Below are 20,062 nucleotides of genomic sequence, written 5' to 3' on the forward strand. Positions count from 1 at the left end.
AACGCGCCGTAGCCTGACCACACGGCACCTTCGGTCTGAGGTGCCTGCTTCTCCGGCCAAGGGGGTACATCGTGTGGTGGCAAGACTTGCTGTGGGGTTTCTGGAACGGGATCACCGCCTGGATCGTGCTGATCGTCCATGTCTTCGGGGCCTGGAGCGAGTTCCCGTTCTACAACTCCGCCCGTGCCGGGAACTGGTACGACTTCGGTTTCCTGCTGGGCATGGGTTCCCCGGTGCTCGGTGGCCTGGGCGCCCGCGCCAGGCGCTAAGGGCCTTCACTTCGAACTGCCAGCCAGTGCGCCGTCCATCCATTGCACCGGCACTCAGAGAACGATTTCGGCCTCCGGGGGCACCGCCCCGCCCGGTTCCCTGGTGAACGACATCGTGACAATGAAATGGCCTTCGGCGCAGTTCCTGGCGATAATCGCCCCAGCCTCCCCCGCCAGCTTCACGCCGAACTGGAGTTCCAGATGGTCCGGACCGAGCTCCTTCATCACCTCCGCTGCGGCATTGGCCGCGGGTCGGACGGCTGATAGCGCGTCCTCGAGCCGCCGCCCGGCGTCGAGGATGCCCTGTTCATTGCGCGAGGGGCGTTCCACGCCGAAGCTGTTGTCCTCGACCTCAACCAGCACCGCCCCGGACCCGACTTCGTAGCGCAGTATCTCGGTCATTGCTTTCTCCAATTCGACATGCAGCGGACTGATGGTCATCTGGGCGTGGCAGCCAGGGCGCCGTCGAGCCAACTGCGCAGGGCAGCCGCCGGAGGCGCTCCAGCCTGGCGGGCCACGACCTTGCCGTCCCGGATCACCAGCAGGGTGGGGATGGCCTGGATATCGAAGCGCCGTGACAGGGCCGGCGAGGTGTCGACGTCGACCTTGACGAGCTTGACCCTGCCTGCACGCTCCCGGGCCAGTTTGTCCAGCACCGGACTGACCATGCGGCAGGGTCCGCACCAGGCAGCCCAGAAGTCGACCAGTGCCGGAACCGCGGACTGCTCCGCCACCAGGCCGAAGTCTCCGTCGCCGGCGGCCACGATCCACGGCAGGTCCTGGCGGCAGTTTCCGCAGCGCGGATGGCCGGCCGCCGCGGCCGGAATCCGGTTCGTCTTCCCGCAATGGGGGCATTTGATCAGGCTGAAGTCCACGGCCCGCCGGTGCCTTCGCGCCTACCCACAGTCATGGTTACATGGGACTCCCGCGCCGGGACCCGGGCCTAGGGTCAAAGGTCCTGCAGGCGGCCCCGCCCCCGGCCGGCGGTTCCGGACAGGGGTCAGTAGGCCGTGCGGTCCGGGTTGCCGCGCCACGCCTGGAAGGGCAGGTCCGACGCCGGAAGGTCCGTCTGGCTTGCCGGCATCAACTCCGGACGGGTCCCGTCGAAGTACTCATGGAACAAGGCGTCGTCGAAGCCGGTGGCGGCAGCGTTGTGCCGGTCCGCGGCGAAATACACCCGGTCCACGCGGGCCCACAAGGCCGCGGCCAGGCAGAGCGGGCACGGCTCACAGCTGGCATAGAGCACGGCCCCGCTGAGATCGAAGTTGCCGGATCCGGCAGCCGCCTTCCGGATGGCGACAACCTCGGCGTGGGCCGTGGGGTCGTTGTCCAGGGTCACCCGGTTGACGCCGTCGTAGCTCCGGCCGTCCGCCGTGACAACAAGGGCGCCGAACGGGCCCCCGCCGTCGGACACATTCCGGACGGCGATCCGGATGGCCTGGCCCAGGCAGTCCTGGATCTCGGCAGGGGTCGGCGTCGGTGGCATGGTCCGATCATAGCCAGTCGCAACAGAAACGGCCGGACCCGTTCGCGGGTCCGGCCGTTTCGTGGCGTTACTGGGCGTTACTCCTTGTTGCTGTCCTCGTCGAGTCCGTCATCGTCGATGAGGTCCAGGTCCTCTTCGTCGAAGTCGTCCTCGTCAAGCTCCACGTCCTCGGGAGTGTCGCTCTTGTAGGGATCGGCGTCGCCCGCGTGCTTGGCACCCGCGGCGAGGGCTGCCACCTCGGCGTCGCGCTTCTTCGCTGCCCGGAGCAGTTCCTCAAGGTTGGAGGCGTTGACCGGAATCTGGTCCGCCACGAACTCAAGGGTCGGAGTCAGCCGCACGGTGATGTTGCGGCCGACTTCCTGCCGGAGCACGCCCCTGGCCTTCTCCAGCCCCTTGGCGGCCTCGGCCTGGACCAGCTGGTCGCCGAAAACGGTGTAGTAGACCGTGGCGTGCTGCAAGTCATTGGTCACGCGGGCATCCGTAACAGTAATGCCCTCAAGCCGGGGATCCTTGACCTTCCGGCCCAAGGCCTCGGCAACAACAACCTTAATCCGCTGCGCCAACTTGGCAGCCCGTGCGGGATCAGCCATTTCCACTCCTAAAAATTTGGATGTACGACGGCGCGTTAACGGCTGGCGTACACACGTTGGGTTTGTTGCCACGCGCCTAAGGCGAGTCTACGTCGGACTCCCGTTGGATTTTTTCCGGCGGCCTGGCAGTGGCATCCAAGGCGGCAGCCGAGGCCCCGATGCGAGCTTGCGAGCATTGGGAAGGCTGACGCCGCGGCCGGAGCTGGGCGGCCGACGTCGTCAGACGTTGGCCGCCCAGCGCAGGGGCGGGGCCGCCGGAAAAAATCCAACGGCCCCGCACCTGCACTGCATTTCAAGCGACTACTTAGTCACGCAACGAACCTTAGACGCGCGGCTTTTCGCGCATCTCGAAGGTCTCGATGATGTCACCTTCGGTGATGTCGTTGAACGAGCCAAGACCGATACCACACTCGAAGTCCGTGCGGACCTCGGTGGCGTCGTCCTTGAAGCGCTTGAGCGTCTCAACGGTGAGGTTGTCACCGATGATCTTGCCGTCGCGGCTGATACGGGCCTTCGCGTTGCGCCGGATAACACCCGAGCGGACGATCGAGCCTGCAATGTTGCCGAACTTGGAGGAACGGAACACTTCGCGGACCTCGGCGGTGCCAAGCTGGACCTCTTCGTACTCCGGCTTGAGCATGCCCTTGAGGGCCATCTCAATGTCATCGATTGCTGCGTAGATGACGGAGTAGAAGCGCATGTCCACGCCTTCGCGGTCTGCCAGGTCGGCAACCCGCTCGGCGGGCTTGACGTTGAAGCCGATGATGACGGCGCTGTCGACCGTTGCCAGGTTGACGTCGTTCTGCGTGATCGCACCGACACCGCGGTGGATGATGCGGAGCTGGACACCCTCGCCGACATCGATCTTGAGCAGCGCGTCCTCGAGGGCTTCCACGGCACCGGACACGTCACCCTTGAGGATGAGGTTGAGGGTGTCGATCTTGCCTTCGGCGACGGCCTGGTCGAAGTCTTCCAGGCTGATGCGCTTGCGGCGCTTGGCCAGGGCGGCGTTGCGGTCTGCGGTTTCACGCTTCTCGGCGATCTGGCGGGCGGTGCGCTCGTCAGCGGTCACGAAGAAGGTGTCACCGGCACGCGGGACGTTGGACAGACCCAGCACCTGGACGGGGCGGGACGGGCCGGCCTCGGTCAGGGCGCTGCCGTCGTCGTCGAACATCGCACGGACGCGGCCGTGGGCCGTGCCTGCCACGATGGTGTCGCCGACGTGCAGCGTGCCGGACTGGACCAGGACGGTAGCAACAGCACCGCGGCCCTTGTCCAGGTTGGCTTCGATCGCGATACCGCGGGCGTCCTTGTCCGGGTTGGCGCGCATGTCCAATGCAGCGTCTGCGGTCAGTAGGACGGCCTCGAGCAGTTCGTCGATGTTCAGGTTCTGGCGGGCAGAGACCTCCACGAACATGGTGTCGCCACCGTACTCTTCCGGAACCAGTCCGTACTCGGTCAGCTGGCCGCGGACCTTTTCCGGGTTGGCGCCTTCCTTGTCGATCTTGTTCACGGCCACAACGATCGGCACATTGGCTGCCTGTGCGTGGTTGAGGGCTTCAATGGTCTGGGGCATCACGCCGTCGTCCGCTGCGACCACCAGGATGGCGATGTCGGTGACCTTCGCACCACGGGCACGCATGGCGGTGAACGCTTCGTGGCCCGGAGTATCGATGAAGGTGATCTTGCGATCGATGCCTTCATGCGGATGCGTGACCTGGTAAGCACCGATGTGCTGCGTGATGCCACCGTGCTCGCCCGCCATAACGTCGGACTTGCGGATGGCATCGAGCAGGCGGGTCTTACCATGGTCAACGTGACCCATGACGGTGACTACCGGAGGACGCGGCTCAAGGTCTTCGTCGCCTTCTGCCTCCAGCTCGGCGTCGAAGTCGATGTCGAAGCCGGAGAGCAGCTCGCGCTCCTCGTCCTCCGGCGATACGACCTGCAGCTTGTAGCCAAGCTCCTCGCCCAACAGGGCGAAGGTCTCTTCATCCAGCGACTGCGTGGCCGTGGCCATTTCGCCGAGGTGGAAGAGGACTGTCACCAGTGCGGCGGGGTTCGCCTCGATCTTGTCGGCAAAGTCCGTGATGGACGAGCCACGGCGAAGCCGGACTACGGTGTTGCCGTCGCCGCGGGGCACACTTACGCCACCCAGCGACGGAGCACTCATCTGCTCGAGTTCCTGGCGCTTGGCACGCTTCGACTTGCGCTGCTTGCCACGGCCTGCGCCGCCCTTACCGAAGGCACCCTGGGTGCCGCCGCGACCGCGTCCACCCTTGCCGAAGCCACCGCCGGCCGGAGCGCCGCCACCGGCACCGGGTGCGCCGGTACCTGGAGCGCCACCCGGACGGGCCGGGCCGCGGCCGGCGCCACCGGGACGGCCTGCACCAGCGGGTGCGGGACGTTCGGTGCGGTTGGGCATCATGCCGGGAGTCGGACGGTTTCCGCCGGCACCGGGACGTGCGCCGGGAGCACCGGCCGGACGCGGAGCGCCCGGACGTGCGCCGCCGGTGCCACCGGGACGGGGAGCACCGGGACGCGGGCCACCGGCACCTGCAGCGGGGCGCGGGCCACCGGGGCGTTCACCCTCGGTACGGCTTCCGCCCGGACGCGGCATGCCCTGGGAAGGAGCGAACGGGTTGTTACCCGGACGTGACGGACGTTCGTTGTCGCCGCCGCGGCCCCGGGGCATGCCCTGGGACGTGGCGAAGGGGTTATTACCGGGACGCGGACCGCCCGGACGGGGTGCCGAGCCGCCCTGGCGTGCCGGAGCAGCCGGGGCTTCAGCCTTCGGAGCCGGCCGTGCGCCGGGCTTGATGCCCGTCGACGGAGCAGCCGGAGCCGTGGCAGCGGGTGCGGCCGGAGCAGCGGGTGCTGTTGCGGGGGCGGGTGCCGGTGCGGCGGCGGCCGGAGCCGGTGCTGCTGCGGGGGCGGGAGCCGGTGCTGCTGCGGGGGCGGGAGCCGGTGCTGCTGCGGGGGCTGCCGCAGCCTTGGGCGCAGCGGGGCCGGGCGCAGGCGCCGGACGCGTCACCGAGGGGCTGGCGGATGCCTGGGGGGCCGCCGTGGGAGCTTCTGACTTCGAAGCTGCTGCTGCGGCGGGGAATGCGTTGCGGAGTTTCCTCACAACGGGCGCCTCAATGGTTGAAGAGGCGGAGCGAACGAATTCGCCCAGTTCCTGCAGTTTGGTTACTGCATCTTTGGAAGTAATACCGAGCTCTTTAGCGAGCTCATGTACGCGGACCTTGGCCACATTTCTCCTGTCTCGGTCCGCACCGAGCCAGGCACGAACCGTCTACTTCTTAATGCGGACCTCCGCCGCGGGTGCAGCTGAAAGGTCCATTGCAAAGCGCAACAAAGTTGTCATCGTTGCGCACTCATCGCTGGGAACTCATCGGGTTTCCATCAGTTTTCTTACCCGCTTTCAGGTTGGACGGTTTTCGCTGCGGCCACCGGGGTGTCCACGGCTTTTGTGCCTGCCTTTATCCGGCGTTCGACGTCGGCTGCTCCGGTTGCGCCGTTGAGGGCGCGTCCGAACGCACGACGTTTGACCGCCAGTGCCAGGCACTTCTCGCTGGGGTGCAGCCATGCACCCCGGCCAGCCATCCGGCGCCGTTCATCCACAAGGACGGCGGATGAACCGCTGCCGTCGGCGACGAGCCGGAGTAACTCAGACTGCGAGCCTTTCTGTCGGCATCCGATGCAGGTGCGCTGCGGCTGATTCTCGAGGTGTTGCACTTGTGCCACTTACGAGTATCTTCCTGCCAGTCCATATCTGCCGGCCCTGGCTTCCGGATGGGCCGGCGAAGGGTTGAACCCTTCGCCAAGCTGAAACCCGGACGCGCTCAGGGCACGCGGATACCGGCCGTTAGGCCCGGTCATCTCTATTCTAGCCCCTCCGGCGCCCGGGTCCCGAACTTGCGGGGACGCGGGCCCGGACGGGCTGGCCATAACTGCTACCTATTTGTCGCGGCTTACCGCGGCGTCGGAGACGATGTCGATCCGCCAGCCCGTGAGCTTGGCGGCGAGCCGTGCGTTCTGGCCTTCCTTGCCGATCGCAAGCGAGAGCTGGTAGTCGGGGACGACTACGCGGGCCGAACGGGTTGCCTCGTCCGTGATGGTGACCGAATTCACGCGCGACGGCGAGAGGGCGCTGGCGATGAAGTCCGCGGGATCCTCGCTGTAGTCGACGATGTCGATCTTCTCGTCGTTCAGTTCGGTCATGACGGCACGGACACGTGAGCCCATTTCGCCGATGCAGGCGCCCTTGGCGTTGACGCCGGGGACGTTCGCCTTGACCGCGATCTTGGTGCGGTGCCCGGCTTCGCGGGCCAGGGCCATGATCTCCACGGAACGGTCGGCGATCTCGGGAACTTCCAGTTCGAAGAGCTTTCGGACCAGTCCGGGGTGCGAGCGGGACAGCGTGATCGAGGGACCCTTGGTGCCGCGGTGGACATCGATGACGAAGGCGCGGAGCCGGTTGCCGTGGATGTACTTCTCCCCCGGCACCTGCTCGGGCGGCGGCAGCAGTGCCTCCACAGTGCCCAGATTGACCTGGATCATATGCGGGTTGTTGCCCTGCTGGATGGTTCCGGCGACAAGTTCACCTTCACGGCCCTTGAACTGGCCCAGCACGTTGTCATCCTCGGCGTCGCGCAGGCGCTGCAGGATGATCTGCCGCGCGGTGCTGGCGGCGATGCGGCCGAAGCCCGCGGGAGTGTCCTCGAATTCACCGATGGGGGCGCCATCGTCGTCAATCTCCGTGGCCCAGATCGTCACGTGTCCGCTCTTGCGGTCCAGTTCAGCGCGGGCCTTTTCAAAAGCACCCGGCGTCTTGTGGTACGCCACCAGCAGTGCCTGCTCGATGGTCGGAATCAGGAGATCCAGCGGGATTTCACGCTCACGCTCCAGGAGTCTCAGTGCGCTCATGTCAATATCCATTAGGCCTCCTCAGAAGGTCCGTTGTGTTCGTTCTCCAGACCGGCCTCGTCGAGGTGGCTGAACTCTATCTCGACTTTTCCGCTGCGGATCCTGTCGAAAGGAAGCTTGACAGGGTCGCCCTGCTTGGGTTTCATCCCCTTCTTCACGGCGATCTCCGGGACCAGGGTGACGCCCTCGTCATCCACGGATGCGATCCTGCCGGTGACGTTGTCCCCCTGGATGACCTTGACCGTGACCATCCGGCCGCGGGCACGGTGCCAGTGCCGCTCTTCGGTGAGGGGGCGTCCGACGCCGGGCGAGGAAACCTCGAGCTCGTAGGGACGTGCGTCCGTGGTGGGATCGTTGTCCAGGATGTCGGAGAGGGTCTTGGAGATCTCCGCGATCACATCGAGGCTGACCCCTCCGGCCTCTTCCTGCGGCAGGTCCACCACTACGTGGACGACGCGGTTGGCGCCGGCGATGTGGATGGAAACGTCCTCCAGGTACAGCCGGTTTGCCTGGACTGTAGGCGTCAGGAGGGCGTACAGACGTTCGGCCTCCAGGTTGTGAGCGGGTGCGGCTTCAGCCTTACCCGTCCCGGTCCGGTCTGTTGAAGTCGTGGCTTCTGCGTTGGTCATGATGCCGGCCGCCTCCCGCTAGATGATGTTGTGTGTACTAGCCTAGCGATTTTCCAGGCGCCGTGGTGCACGGAGTTCCGCCCCGGCATGACAACATGGTCTGTTGTGAAAGATGACACCAGGGAAAAGCGGGGGCAGGACTCCCCTCTCCGCCTTTTTCCCCGGTTCCTCCCCCGCATGGCCCTCCTGGCCGCTCTCGCCCTGGTGGTCGTCACCCTGGGGGCGGCGTTGACGCCCGTACGCCCCCGGGAACCCGCGGAACCGCCTTTTTCCGAACAGGTCCGGGTATCCGCGTTGGCGGAAACGCTGCGGCTCAAGGCGGCAGGCGAGCAGCTCGCGCAGGCTGCGCCGGGCAACGGATCCGGCACGGGGCAGCCGGACTTTTCCCGGACTGTGACCTTGCTGACAACCCAGTCACGGGCGCTCCTGGCACCGGGCGATGTCCCCCATGATGCGTCCACTCCGTTTCCCTCTGCCACTCCGTCCGCTGCCTCTTCCCCGGCTCCCTTGCCCGCTTCGGCGGCCGGCCTGGCTGCCGACCTCGCGGGCAGCGGCCGCCGGCGCCTGGCCGATGCGGCAGCGGCCGATGGCGGCATGGCGCGCCTGCTCGCAGCAGTCGGGACGGCGCAGCTGCTGCAGGCATCCGCCCTCGCGGCCGCCGCGGGCGCCCCGGCGCCCGCGCAGGCCGACCCCGTGCAAGCCGACCCCGTGCAAGCCGACCCCGCTTCCCCGCTTTCCGGAGCATGCCCGTCTCCGGAGGCAGCGGCGTCGTCCTCCTCTGCCGGGCATGACGCCCCCACCGGAGACGCCACCCTGGACGGGGCACTGGCCGCGACGGTACGGACCGAAATGGAGACCGTGTACGGCTACCAGGTGGCCCTGACTCGGCTCGGCGGGGAGGCGGCGAAGCCGGCGGCCGAACAGCTGGCCCGCCATGAGGAGCTGGTCAGCGCCGCGGAATCCCTGAGCCGGATGCACTGCGCCCCGGTCCCGCCGCGCGAGGCTGGCTACAGCCTGGGGCAGTCGTTCCTGGCAGCGCCCGCTACCGGCCTGGCCGGGCTGGAAACCGCCACACTGCCGGTCTACGCCGACCTCGTGGCCCTGAGCGATGGCGAAACCCGCCGATGGGCCATCTCCGGCCTGCTGGACGCAGCCCGGCGGGCCGTGCTCTGGGGCGCGGATCCCGGCCCGGTGCCCGGACTGACGGCAGACCCGGCGGCATTTCCCACGTTGCCTGCCGGAAGCGCGGCCCCACTGCGCTGACCACGATGCGGGCGGACCGGGGCCGCTTTGAGGCCCGCATCCGGTGAATCCCTGCGAAAGTCCGGCGAGTCCGGCTCAAAGTGCCCCCGCAGGGACGCCTTGGGACACCCGCGAGCCTGCGGCCCCGGGCAAGCCTTGGCTTACCTTGCTTAGGGACGTAATACTGGCCCGGATAAGGCGTCGGTGCTTTGCTGGAGTCATGGAAACCCCAGGCGCCGCGACCCTTCATGAGAACGAACCCCACAAGAACGACATTGCCCAGCGACTCAACTGGCTCCGGGCGGGCGTGCTGGGCGCGAACGACGGGATTGTGTCCGTGGCCGCCATCGTGGTGGGCGTTGCGGGTGTCACCACAGACTCGGGTCCCATCCTGATCGCCGGCGCCGCCGGCGTCGTGGGCGGTGCCATCTCCATGGCACTGGGCGAATACGTTTCGGTGAGCAGCCAGAAGGACAGCCAGCACGACCTGATCGAGAAAGAACGCCGGGAACTGCTGGAGGAGCCGGAAGAGGAGCTGGAAGAGCTTACCGCCATCTACCAGTCCAAGGGGCTCAGCGCCGAGACGGCCCGCACCGTGGCCCTCGAGCTCACCGAGCACGATGCCCTGGCTGCCCATCTCTCGGCGGAACTGCACATCGACGAGACAGACATCGTCAGCCCGTGGCACGCCGCCTTCGCCTCGGCCGTCGCGTTCCTGATCGGCGCCATCCTGCCGATGCTGGCCATCCTGCTGCCGCCGGAGAACATCCGCGTCCCGCTGACCTTCGTTGCCGTCCTCGTGGCCTTGGCCGCGACCGGGGCCATCGGCGCGTGGATCGGCGGAGGATCGAAGATGAAGGCGGCGGTCCGGGTGGTGTTGGGCGGCGCTGTAGCGCTCATCGCGACCTTCCTCATCGGCAGCTGGCTCGGCGCCAGCGGCATCACCGCCTGACCTTCCTGCCTGATCCGGCGAGGCCCGGGCCGGCCCGGCGTGCCGGCTGCCGCAGCGACTCGCCGCCGCGCCGGGCAACTACGCTGGTTCCGATGAACCAGCACGCAGAAGTCCCGATCCCGCCCGAGCTGAGCCGCCGTTACCGCGGGAGCGTCAACGGCAGGGACTGGCTGGCATCGATTCCCCGGCTGATCAGCCGTTGCCTGGACCAGTGGCGGCTGGAACTTGACCTCACTGCGGGTACCCTTCCATGGACCGGCCACGGGGCAATCGTGGTCCCGGTCTGCCGCGGCCGGGACGCCGACAAGAAGGGCGGAGGCAGCGAAGCTGCCGCCCTGAAAATCGCATATCCGCACGGCGAAGCGCTCGTGGAACGGCATGCGCTCACCCTGTGGGCCGGGCACGGCGCCGTCCGGTTGCTGGCGGCCGACGCCGGAGCACTGCTGCTGGAGCGGCTGGACGCAGCCCGCTCGCTGCAGGATGCGCCGCTGGACACGGCCGTGCCTGCCTGGGGCGCCGTGATGCGCCGGCTCAGCCTGGTGCCGGACGACAAGCCGGAGTGGCGGGCGTTCGACCATGTTGCAGCCCGTGCCGAACAGTGGAGCGACGAACTGCCGGAGACCTGGGAGCAGCTCGCCCGGCCGTTCCCGCGGTGGCTGCTCGAAGCGGCGCTCGAAGTCTGCCAGACCCGCGGCGCCGTCGGCCGGCGTTCCGCGAAGGATGTACTGGTCCACACGGACCTGCACTACCTGAACATCCTGGCCCGGCCGGATTCGGCGGACGGGCCGGAACCGGCCGGCGTGGAAGACTTCGCCGCGATCGATCCCCAGCCCATGATCGGCGAGGCAGAATTCGCGGTGGCCCCGCTGCTGTGGAACCGGCTCCGGGAGTTGGACCGGTCCGGCCCCCAACGTGCCCTTCTGGAGCGCTGCCGGGAGTTCAGCGCCGCCGCCGGCCTCGACGCCGAGACAGCCCGGCAGTGGGCCCTGGCCCGCGAGGTCGACAACGCCCTCCGGTACGCCTCGCGCCGGCATCACGACGGCGACCTGGCCCGCTCGCTCTGGGTGGCCAGCACGCTTGCCGGCCGCACGCTGCCGGGGCTCCCCGCGCCACAAGAACTGCCCGAGCCGGGGATGGCTGGGGCGGAGCGGGTGGCGGACCAGCGCTAGCCTCATGGTTTCACAGGCCGCGCCGCCTCCCTGGGTTGTTAGATCTGTCGTGTGAGCTCTGTCTTGGGGACTTTCGACTCTTCCCCGCCACGGGGCACACGGCGATCGTGGGAGGCATGCACGAGCTCCGTGCCAGGCCTTCCGGCGCCGTTGCCGGCGGACGGCCCGGCAGGCAAAATGACGATCCCTTCCTCCGGTACGCCGAGCGCTTCGGGCGGCCGATCGCGGACGTGAGAGACATGATCGGCGCCTTCGGGGCAGTCCCTGCCGACGTCGCCCGCTCGCTTGGGCTGCCCGCGGCAGCCGTCGAAGGCCCGGCGTCGTTCTTCGCCGATTTTTCCGCACCCCGGGGGCGCCGGCACATCCGGGTGTGCGGGGCCGCGGCCTGCTTCGCCGCGACCGGGGGCCGGCATGTGGCGGAGGTGGCGGCAGTCCTCGGCGTGGGGGCCGGCAGCCGGAGCCCGGACGGAACCGTGTCGCTCCAGGAGGTGCGGTGCCTCGGCTATTGCTTTTCCGGCCCGGCGGCGCTCGACGGCGGGGAGGCCTGTGCCGGGGCCGGTCTGGCCGCTCAACTGCAGGGATTGTCCCCCCGGCACGCCCCGCCCATCCCTGTCCACAGCAACAGTCGGGTCCCCGTGGTGACGGCCGGGCTGCTCGGAACGTCTCAGCCTTGGTCGGTGTGGCCGGAAGCCGTCGCCTCGGGTTCGTCCGAGGATGTCCTCAGCCAGGTCGATTCTTCCGGTTTGAGGGGCCGGGGAGGGGCCGGGTTCCGGGCCGGTGCCAAGTGGCGGGCCGCACTTGCCCGCCCGGCACCACGTGTGGTGGTGGCCAACGGCGACGAAGGTGACCCTGGTTCGTATTCGGACCGCTTGCTGATGGAGCGGGACCCGCACCGCGTGCTCGAGGGCCTCGCCCTGGCCTGCTTCGCCGTCCGTGCGGAGAGCGGCGTCGTGTTTGTCCGCTCAGAGTACCCGCAGGCCTTCGCCCGGATGCAGGAGGCGGCGGTGGAGGCGCGCGCGGCAGGTCATCTCGGCACAGACATCGGAGGCAGCGGCTTCACCTTGGAGATCGACGTGGTTGAAGGTGCAGGGTCATATGTCTCAGGCGAGGAAACCGCGCTGCTGAGCGGGCTCGAAGGGCTACGCGGGGTGGTGCGGCCCCGTCCGCCGTACCCCGCCGAGCGAGGACTGCACGGCTGGCCCACGGTGGTCAACAACGTGGAAACGCTCGCGGCGATCCCCTGGATCATCAAGCATGGCGCAGCGGCATACGCGGCGATGGGAACCCCGGATGAGGCCGGAACCGTGGTTGCCTGCCTTTCCGAACGGTTCCTCCGGCCCGGCGCATACGAAGTGGAGATCGGAACCCCCGTCAGGCGGATCGTGGAGGACCTCGGCGGCGGCCTGCGGGACGGGGCGGTCCTGCGTGCCCTTCAAATCGGCGGCCCCCTGGGCGGCTTCCTTGGCCCCGAAGACCTCGACGTGGAATTCAGCGACGCCGCCCTGTCCCGGCATGGCGCAGCCCTCGGCCACGCTGGCATCGTTGCCTTTGACGACACACTTGCCGGCGAGGACGTGCTGAGGAATCTGTGGGACTTCGCCGCCGCGGAGAGCTGCGGCCAGTGCTCGCCCTGCCGGGTCGGTGCATGGCGCGGCCGTGCGCTTTCGGACCGCCCCGACGGCCCCGACGTGCGGGGCGAGCGCGCGCACGTGCTGCGCAGCATGGCGGTGGGCAGCCTGTGCGCCTTCGGCCGCCGGGTGCCGGCCGCGGTGCGCAGCCTCGCCCGCGTTTACGGATTGGCGGGGTGGCCGTCGTGAGGCTGGTGATAGACGGCCGCGAGGTCGAGGTCCCCGCCGGTGCCACGCTGCTCGATGCCGTCCGCGCCGCAGGCCTGGTCCTCCCGACGCTGTGTCATGACGATCGGCTCACCACTGTTGCCTCGTGCCGTACCTGCCTGGTGGACATCACCGGACGGGGTCCGGCGGCAGCCTGCAGCACCCCGGCGGAGGATGAATTGCGTGTCGGGGTCAACGCATCCCGGGAGCTGCGGCGCGACGCTCTGCAGGCCATCGTCGCTGGGCTGCCGCCCCGGGCACTGGACGTCCTGGCCGACCGCAGCGAACTGGCCCGGCAATGCGCCGATTACGGAGTTACTGCCGTCCCCGGCTCCCCCGCTCCACCCGGGCGCGGCGTCGACCACTCGCACCCCTACGTCAAGCTGGACCGTGACTTGTGCATTGCCTGCGGACGGTGCGTCCGCGTCTGCGCAGAGGTCCAGGGCACGTTCGCCCTGACCCTCGTGGGCCGCGGGGCCGCCACCGTGGTCGCACCGGGCACCGGCGGCCCATGGGCAGAGTCCGATTGTGTCTCGTGCGGAGCGTGCGTGGACACCTGCCCCACGGGTGCCCTGTCCGAGCACGGACTGCTTAATCTGCTGCCGATCGAACGGCGGACCCAGACCACTTGCGGGTACTGCGGGGTCGGCTGCAGCCTGGAAGTGTCCACCCGCGACAATGGGATCATGACCGTCCGCCCCGCGACTGACGGATCGGTCAATCGCGGCCACGCTTGTGTGAAGGGACGGTTTGCGCACGGGTTCCTCGGCTCCGCCGACCGGCTGACAACCCCGCTGATCCGCAAGGACGGGATCCTGGCTCCCGCGACATGGGACGAGGCAACGGCTTATGTGGCCGCCAGGCTGACAGAAATCCGGGACACCGCCCCGGACGGATTCGCTGTCATCTCCTCAGCCCGGGCCACGAATGAGGAGAATTACCTGGCCCAGAAGTTTGCCCGGGCCGTGATGGGAACGAACAACGTGGACAATTGCGCCCGGCTCTGCCATGCACCCTCGGCGGCTGGACTGGCCGCCACGTTTGGCCTCGGTGGCGGCACGAACCCCTTCGATGACCTCGACCGGTGCGACGCCATCCTCCTGGTCGGAGCCAACCCGACGGCGGCCCACCCCGTTGTCGGCTCGCGCATCTTCCAACAGGTCATGGACGGCGCCCGGCTGGTCGTCGTCGATCCCCGCCGCACGTCCCTGGCCAGGCACGCCGATGTCCACCTTCGGCCGCGGCCGGGAACCAACGTGGCCGTCTTCAACGGCCTCGCGCACATCCTGGTCCGTGACGGGCTGGTCGATCCAGCCTTCCTCAAGGCGCACACGAGCGGTTACGGGGAGCTGCTTGGATTGCTGGGCGACTACCCTCCGGAACGCGTAGCCGAAATCTCAGGTGTGGCCCCGGATGACCTGGTCAGCGCAGCCCTGATTTACGGCCGGGCGCAGTCGCCGGCGATCTTCTATGGACTCGGGGTGACCGAACACCTGCACGGCACGGACGGCGTCAGGACCCTGTCCAATCTGGCTCTCCTCCGCGGCGCCGTGGGTCCGGGTGGCGGTGGAGGGGTGAACCCGCTTCGCGGGCAAAACAACGTCCAGGGGGCGTCTGACATGGGGGCCCTGCCCGACCTGCTGCCCGGATACCAGAAGGTGACGGAGCCGGCGGCGCGGACCCGTTTCGCCCAGGCCTGGCAGGCCGGACTTCCACCCCTGCCCGGTCTTCGGATCCCGCAGATGTTTGCGTCCGCCCGGAACGGGACGTTGAAGGCGCTGTGGGTGATCGGGGAGGACGTGCTCGCCACCGACCCGGACAGCACGTCCGTGCGGGCAGCCTTGGATGCGTGTCCGCTCGTGATCTGCAACGATCTTTTCCTCTCCCCGACCGCCGCCGCGGCCGACGTCGTCTTTCCGGTGGCCGCGTGGCTCGAGAAGGAAGGCACCTTCGTCAACTTCGACCGGCGCTTCCAGCGGGTGCGGGCGGCGGTGACGCCGCCGGCCGGTGCCCGCTCGGACTTCGCGGTGCTGCACGCCGTCGCGGCCCGGATGGGGGCGGACCTCGGTTGCGCCACGCCGGCGGATGCCCTGGCCGAATGTGCCGGGGTGGCGCCGCTCTTTGCAGGAATTTCCCACCAGCGGCTGGACCGCGAAGGCCCATTGCACTGGCCGTGCGAGTCTGCCGAATCTCCCGGGACCCCCAGGCTGTACCGGGATCGCTTCGCGACGCCGGACGGCCTGGCCCACCTCGCCGCCAGGCCCTACCTGCCGCCGGGCGAGCAATGCGATGCCGCTTTCCCGTACCTGCTCATCACCGGCCGCAGGGCAGAGCACTACAATTCCGGCAGCATGACCCGTCGTACCGGGAACCTGCGCCTGCTGGCCCGGGAGACGGTCGACGTCGAACCGGGCGATGCGGCGGGGCTGGGCTTCCACGACGGCGATCGGGTCGAGCTGTCCAGCCGGCATGGCACGGCGCTGCTTCGCGTCAGGGTCACCGACGAGGTGGAGCCCGGCCAGGTGTTCGCGGGCTTCCATTTTCCCGGCGCAACGGTCAACAGCCTCACCTCCCCCGTGGAGGACGAGGTCACCGGATGCCCGGAGTACAAGCTGACCGCGGTCCGTCTTTCCGCGCACCCCTAAGCTGCGCACCGGGGGCGGCGGACCGTTTCACCCCCGGTTCCCCGCCTGCCTCAGGCGCGCACGGCGGCCAGGGCATCCCTGACGGCGCCGACGGCGACCGCGACGTCGTCGTCGTCCGTGCTCCAGTTGCTCACGGAGATCCGCAGGATGTCCCGGTCCTGCCACCGTGAGCCGGACATCCACACCCGGCCGTCGCCGATGATCCGTTCGGTCACCGCGCGCGTCCGTGCGTCGTCCCCGAAGGCCAGTGACACCTGGGTGTAGCCGACGTCGTTGAGCACCTCGACGCCGTCCAGCGCGGACAGCTGTTCCGCCAGTTGTGAGGCGCGGCGCACCAGTTGGCGGATCTGGGCCGTGACGCCGTCCCGGCCGAGCGATTTCAGGGCCGCCCACACGGGCACGCCGCGCGCCCGCCGGGAAAGCTCGGGGACCTTCTCGAACGGATCCGCCGCTCCGTCCCCGGACTGGATCAGGTAGCTGGTGTGCACGCCCATGGCAGAACGCAGCGCCTGGGCGTCCCGGACCACCGCGATGCCGCAGTCATAGGGGACGTTGAGCGTCTTGTGCGCGTCGGTGCCCCAGGAGTCCGCCAGCTGCAGACCTGCCGTGAACCCGGCGAGTTCGGGCACTGCTGCGGCCCAAAGCCCGAACGCACCGTCCACGTGCACCCAGGCCCCGTACGATTTCGCGACGGCGATTGCCTCCACGAAGGGGTCGAAGGCTCCGGAATGCAGGTTCCCGGCCTGCAGGCAGACCAGTGCGGGTGCCCGGCCTGATCTGCTGGCACGGCTCGGAGCGCCGTCCAGCGCGTGATCCAGGGCGCGGTCCAGTTCCCCGGGAATGATCCGGCCCTGCCGGTCCGCGGGGACCGCCGTCGGCCGGCCCAGCCCGAGGTACCGCAGGCCGAGGTCGATCGTGTCGTGCCGTTCCTGCCCCACAAAGCAGTGGATCCGGGGCGCACCGGCGAGGCCGTTGTTGTCAAGGTCCCAGCCGCCCTCGGCCATCAGGCGCCACCGTGCGGCGGCGAGGCCCGTGAAGTTGGCCATCGTGGCGCCGGTGGCGAAGCCGACGTCGGACTCCGCCGGAAGCCCCAGCAACTCCAGGAGCCAACTGCCGGCGGCCTCCTCGATTGCGGCGGTGGCGGGAGTGGCGTAGCGCAGCCCGGCGTTCTGGTCCCAGGCGCTGACCAGCCAGTCCGCCGCCAGTGCGGCGGGAAGGGTGCCGCCGATAACCCAGCCGAAGAACCGTCCGGACGGCATGGCCATCAGGCCGGGTTCCGCCTTGGTGGCCAGATAGTCCACGACCTCCGCGGCCGGCATGCCCCCGGCGGGCAGCGGACCGCCGAAGTCGGCCGCCAGGTCCCCCGCGGTGACGCGTGGACCCACCGGGCGTGTTCCCTGGCTCTCCAGCCACCGGCGTGCGTGCCCGGCTGCGGCCGCCAGGGCAGCCTCATAGCGTTCCTCAGCTGCTGACATAGCTGCATGCTACGCCGAAGGCCCCGGTTCGGGGAGGGGACTGGCGGGGTACCGGCCGGGAGTGGACGGGCGCCCGGGGTCGGTCAGGCGAAGGTGTCCTGCCAGATGTCGGACCCGAGCTTGATGACGAGCGTCCCCACCACGATCAGGAACACGATCCGGATGAATTTGCTCCCCTGCTTGACGGCCGTCCGCGCGCCAAGGTAGCCGCCGGCCATGTTGGCCAGGCCCAGGACCAGCCCGAGCCCCCACAGCAGCGAGCCGTGCGGCAGGAAGAACATCAGGGCGCCGGCGTTGGTGGCCATGTTGACGATTTTTGCCTTGGCACTGGCCTCGAGGAAGGCGTAGCCCATCGCGGAGACGAGCGCGATGACCAGGAAGGAACCTGTTCCGGGGCCGAGCAGGCCGTCATAGAAGCCGATCACGGCCCCGATCAGGCAGGCCACCACGTAGTGCCGGTGGCCCTCGTGCCGCAGCCTGGTCAGCTCACCGACGTTGGGCCGGAAGGCGGTGAACAGTGCGACGGCGACGAGCGCGGCGACGATGATCGGCTTGAACAAGCTGGCCGGAAGCGTCGCCGCGAGCACCGCGCCGCCGAAGCTGCCGCCCAGGGCGATCACCGCCATCGGCACGGCGGTGCGCAGGTCCGGACGGACGCGGCGGTAGTAGGTCACGGCGCTCGTCGTCGTCCCGAAGATGGAACCCATCTTGTTCGTCGCCAGCGCCTGGACCGGGCTGATGCCCGGAACCAGCAGCATCGCCGGCAGCTGGATGAGTCCCCCGCCGCCGACGACGGCGTCCACCCAGCCGGCGGCGAAGCCTGCTACCACGATCAGGATGAGGGTGCTGAGCTGGATCGACTCGAGTCCGGAGACCATGCCTTCCAAGAACAGCGCAGCGCGTCAGCTGTTGCGGACGGCGTTGACGACGTAGTCCACGGCCTTGTCAACGGCCACGTTCTCAGCGTTCCCGCTGCGGCGGTCCTTGATCTCCACGACGCCGTCCACCAGGCCGCGCCCGACGGCGAGGATGGTGGGCACGCCGACGAGCTCGGCGTCGCCGAACTTCACCCCGGGGGAAACCTTGGGGCGGTCGTCGTAGATGACGTCCAGGCCCGCGGCCTCCAGCTCCAGTGCCAGCTTTTCCGCGGCGGCGAAGATTTCCTCGCCGCGGCCCACAGCCACGACGTGCACATCGGCCGGGGCGACGGCGCGCGGCCAGATCAGGCCCTTGTCGTCGTGGTTGGACTCGGCGAGGGCGGCGACGGCGCGGGTGACACCGACGCCGTAGGAGCCCATGGTCACGACGACCTGCTTGCCGTTCTGGTCCAGGACCTTCAGTTCGAGGGCTTCGGCGTATTTGCGGCCGAGCTGGAAGATGTGGCCCATTTCGATGCCGCGGGCGGTTTCCAGCGGACCGGAACCGTCGGGGGCCTCGTCACCGGCACGCACCTCGGTGCATTCGATCACGCCGTCCCAGCCGAAGTCGCGGCCGGCGACCAGGCCGAAGACATGCTTTCCGGCCTCGTTGGCGCCGGTGATCCAGGCGGAGCCGCTGACGACGCGGGGATCCACGAGGTAGAGCAGCTTGGCGGCGCCCTCGGTGCCCAGCAGGGGCGCGTCCAGGGTAAGGCCCGGGCCGAGGTAGCCCTTGACGATCAGGGGCTGCTTCTTGAGGTCTTCCTCGTTGGCGGCCTCGAGCGTGATTTCGCCGGCGATCGGCAGGAAGGAGCCGATGTTCGCCTCCACCCGCTTGAGGTCCACGCCGCGGTCGCCCGGCAGGCCGATGACGACGATCTGGCGTTCGCCGGTGGGCAGCGTCACGGCGAGCACGACGTTCTTGAGGGTGTCGGCGCCGGTCCAGGCGCCGCCGTCGGCCTCCGCGCGGGGAGCCAGCAGGTTGGCGGCGTCCACGAGGGTGTCGATCGTGGGGGTGTCCGGGGTGTCACGGACCTCCGCGGCGGGGGCATTGCTGAAGTCGATGTCCGCGGGGACGACGGTGGTGACGGCCTCGACGTTGGCCGCATAGCCGCCGGCGGAGCGGACGAAGGTGTCCTCGCCGATCTCGGTGGGGTGCAGGAATTCCTCGCTCTTGGAGCCGCCCATGGCGCCGGCGGTGGCCGCGACCGGAATGACCTCGAGGCCCAGGCGCTCGAAGATCTTCAGGTAGGCGCCGCGGTGGGCGGCGTAGCTGGCATCCAGGCCGGCGTCGTCGACGTCGAAGGAGTAGGAATCCTTCATGATGAATTCGCGGCCACGCAGCAGGCCCGCCCGGGGCCGGGCCTCGTCGCGGTACTTGTTCTGGATCTGGTAGATGCTCAGCGGCAGGTCCTTGTACGAGGAGTACAGGTCCTTGACCAGCAGGGTGAACATCTCCTCGTGGGTGGGGGCCAGCAGGTAGTCGTTGCCCTTACGATCCTTGAGCCGGAAGATGCCCTCGCCGTACTCGGTCCAGCGGTTGGTGACCTCGTAGGGCTCCTTGGGCAGCAGCGCCGGGAAGTGGACCTCCTGCGCGCCGATGGCCGCCATTTCCTCACGGATGATCTCTTCGACCTTGCGCAGCACGCTCAGTCCCAGCGGCAGCCAGGTGTAGATGCCCGGCGCGGCCCGGCGGATGTATCCGGCCCGGACCAGGAGCCGGTGGCTGGCCACTTCGGCGTCGGCGGGATCTTCACGCAGGGTGCGCAGGAACAGCTTGGAAAGTCGAAGGACCACTAGATAGGTATCCGTTTCTGGGAAGTGCGGGGAAAACTGGCGAAAAACGTCTAGGTACTAATCTACCGCCAAGATTCCGCAGTCGAGACTCCGCAGCCGGGCCGCGGTGGCCTCTGCGGAGCGCTTG

At 68.7% G+C, this 20,062-nt stretch carries 17 protein-coding genes; 6 read left to right on the forward strand and 11 right to left on the reverse strand.

Going from position 1 to position 20,062, the window contains the following annotated elements:
• Positions 1-71 precede the first annotated feature (71 nt).
• Positions 72-269 (forward strand): hypothetical protein, encoded by a 198-nt coding sequence (locus tag E5206_RS16410; RefSeq protein ID WP_136323418.1) that lies wholly within the window; start codon positions 72-74, stop codon positions 267-269.
• Positions 270-323: 54 nt separating this feature from the next.
• Here E5206_RS16410 and E5206_RS16415 read toward each other — a convergent pair whose 3' ends face one another.
• The 8 genes from E5206_RS16415 to rimP all read right to left on the reverse strand — a co-directional run bounded on the left by E5206_RS16415 (position 324) and on the right by rimP (position 7,903).
• Complete coding sequence (locus E5206_RS16415) at positions 324-671, reverse strand: CU044_2847 family protein (protein ID WP_136323419.1); 348 nt, start codon at positions 669-671, stop codon at positions 324-326.
• A 35-nt stretch (positions 672-706) separates the two neighbouring features.
• A complete protein-coding gene (trxA, locus tag E5206_RS16420; protein ID WP_136323420.1) occupies positions 707-1,144 on the reverse strand; it encodes a thioredoxin in 438 nt (145 codons plus the stop codon).
• 125 nt (positions 1,145-1,269) lie between these two features.
• Positions 1,270-1,755: a nucleoside deaminase gene (locus tag E5206_RS16425; protein ID WP_136323421.1), complete on the reverse strand. Its 486-nt coding sequence runs from the start codon at positions 1,753-1,755 to the stop codon at positions 1,270-1,272.
• Between the two features lie 77 nt (positions 1,756-1,832).
• A complete protein-coding gene (gene rbfA, locus E5206_RS16430; RefSeq protein WP_136323422.1) occupies positions 1,833-2,345 on the reverse strand; it encodes a 30S ribosome-binding factor RbfA in 513 nt (170 codons plus the stop codon).
• A 322-nt stretch (positions 2,346-2,667) separates the two neighbouring features.
• Positions 2,668-5,598, reverse strand: coding sequence for a translation initiation factor IF-2 (infB, locus tag E5206_RS16435; protein ID WP_136323423.1), 2,931 nt, complete (start codon positions 5,596-5,598; stop codon positions 2,668-2,670).
• Positions 5,599-5,759: 161 nt separating this feature from the next.
• Positions 5,760-6,083, reverse strand: coding sequence for a YlxR family protein (locus E5206_RS16440; protein ID WP_346763455.1), 324 nt, complete (start codon positions 6,081-6,083; stop codon positions 5,760-5,762).
• Between the two features lie 222 nt (positions 6,084-6,305).
• Entirely contained in the window at positions 6,306-7,286 is a 981-nt protein-coding gene (gene nusA / locus E5206_RS16445) for a transcription termination factor NusA (protein ID WP_136323424.1), read from the reverse strand.
• On the reverse strand, positions 7,286-7,903 hold the full coding sequence (gene rimP, locus E5206_RS16450) for a ribosome maturation factor RimP (RefSeq protein ID WP_136323425.1): 618 nt from the start codon (positions 7,901-7,903) through the stop codon (positions 7,286-7,288). The genes nusA and rimP overlap by 1 nt, the downstream gene beginning before the upstream one ends.
• 177 nt (positions 7,904-8,080) lie before the next feature.
• On the opposite strand from rimP, the gene E5206_RS16455 reads away from it, so the two are divergent.
• The 5 genes from E5206_RS16455 (at position 8,081) to fdhF (ending at position 15,746) form a co-directional block, all read left to right on the forward strand.
• Positions 8,081-9,166 carry a ferritin-like domain-containing protein gene (locus E5206_RS16455; protein ID WP_168709372.1) on the forward strand — a complete coding sequence of 362 codons (1,086 nt, stop codon included), beginning with the start codon at positions 8,081-8,083 and terminating at the stop codon, positions 9,164-9,166.
• A gap of 199 nt (positions 9,167-9,365) precedes the next feature.
• On the forward strand, positions 9,366-10,097 hold the full coding sequence (locus E5206_RS16460) for a VIT family protein (protein ID WP_136323427.1): 732 nt from the start codon (positions 9,366-9,368) through the stop codon (positions 10,095-10,097).
• Positions 10,098-10,189: 92 nt separating this feature from the next.
• The gene (locus E5206_RS16465) at positions 10,190-11,266 is read left to right on the forward strand and encodes an aminoglycoside phosphotransferase family protein (RefSeq protein ID WP_136323428.1); all 1,077 of its coding nucleotides are present in this window, start codon (positions 10,190-10,192) and stop codon (positions 11,264-11,266) included.
• 116 nt (positions 11,267-11,382) lie between these two features.
• Positions 11,383-13,083, forward strand: a complete 1,701-nt coding sequence (locus tag E5206_RS16470) for an NAD(P)H-dependent oxidoreductase subunit E (protein ID WP_136323429.1) — start codon at positions 11,383-11,385, stop codon at positions 13,081-13,083.
• A complete protein-coding gene (gene fdhF, locus E5206_RS16475; protein WP_136323430.1) occupies positions 13,080-15,746 on the forward strand; it encodes a formate dehydrogenase subunit alpha in 2,667 nt (888 codons plus the stop codon). Before E5206_RS16470 ends, fdhF begins: the two co-directional genes overlap by 4 nt.
• A 50-nt stretch (positions 15,747-15,796) precedes the next feature.
• Here the strand turns inward: fdhF and E5206_RS16480 are convergent, their stop codons facing one another.
• The 3 genes from E5206_RS16480 to E5206_RS16490 all read right to left on the reverse strand — a co-directional run bounded on the left by E5206_RS16480 (position 15,797) and on the right by E5206_RS16490 (position 19,935).
• A complete protein-coding gene (locus E5206_RS16480; RefSeq protein ID WP_136323431.1) occupies positions 15,797-17,221 on the reverse strand; it encodes a pyridoxal-dependent decarboxylase in 1,425 nt (474 codons plus the stop codon).
• A gap of 83 nt (positions 17,222-17,304) precedes the next feature.
• Positions 17,305-18,099: a TSUP family transporter gene (locus E5206_RS16485; protein WP_136323432.1), complete on the reverse strand. Its 795-nt coding sequence runs from the start codon at positions 18,097-18,099 to the stop codon at positions 17,305-17,307.
• Between the two features lie 24 nt (positions 18,100-18,123).
• On the reverse strand, positions 18,124-19,935 hold the full coding sequence (locus E5206_RS16490; protein ID WP_136323433.1) for a proline--tRNA ligase: 1,812 nt from the start codon (positions 19,933-19,935) through the stop codon (positions 18,124-18,126).
• Positions 19,936-20,062 lie beyond the last annotated feature (127 nt).

It is taken from the genome of Arthrobacter sp. PAMC25564 (genome assembly GCF_004798705.1).
Classification (GTDB): domain Bacteria; phylum Actinomycetota; class Actinomycetes; order Actinomycetales; family Micrococcaceae; genus Arthrobacter.

Coding starts and splice junctions, on each gene's coding strand:
- E5206_RS16485 (WP_136323432.1), bottom strand. CDS start 18,099: ATGGTCTCCGGACTCGAGTCGATCCAGCTCAGCACCCTCATCCTGATC.
- rbfA (WP_136323422.1), bottom strand. CDS start 2,345: ATGGCTGATCCCGCACGGGCTGCCAAGTTGGCGCAGCGGATTAAGGTT.
- rimP (WP_136323425.1), bottom strand. CDS start 7,903: ATGACCAACGCAGAAGCCACGACTTCAACAGACCGGACCGGGACGGGT.
- E5206_RS16415 (WP_136323419.1), bottom strand. CDS start 671: ATGACCGAGATACTGCGCTACGAAGTCGGGTCCGGGGCGGTGCTGGTT.
- E5206_RS16480 (WP_136323431.1), bottom strand. CDS start 17,221: ATGTCAGCAGCTGAGGAACGCTATGAGGCTGCCCTGGCGGCCGCAGCC.
- E5206_RS16425 (WP_136323421.1), bottom strand. CDS start 1,755: ATGCCACCGACGCCGACCCCTGCCGAGATCCAGGACTGCCTGGGCCAG.
- nusA (WP_136323424.1), bottom strand. CDS start 7,286: ATGGATATTGACATGAGCGCACTGAGACTCCTGGAGCGTGAGCGTGAA.
- E5206_RS16460 (WP_136323427.1), top strand. CDS start 9,366: ATGGAAACCCCAGGCGCCGCGACCCTTCATGAGAACGAACCCCACAAG.
- E5206_RS16470 (WP_136323429.1), top strand. CDS start 11,383: ATGCACGAGCTCCGTGCCAGGCCTTCCGGCGCCGTTGCCGGCGGACGG.
- E5206_RS16465 (WP_136323428.1), top strand. CDS start 10,190: ATGAACCAGCACGCAGAAGTCCCGATCCCGCCCGAGCTGAGCCGCCGT.
- E5206_RS16455 (WP_168709372.1), top strand. CDS start 8,081: ATGGCCCTCCTGGCCGCTCTCGCCCTGGTGGTCGTCACCCTGGGGGCG.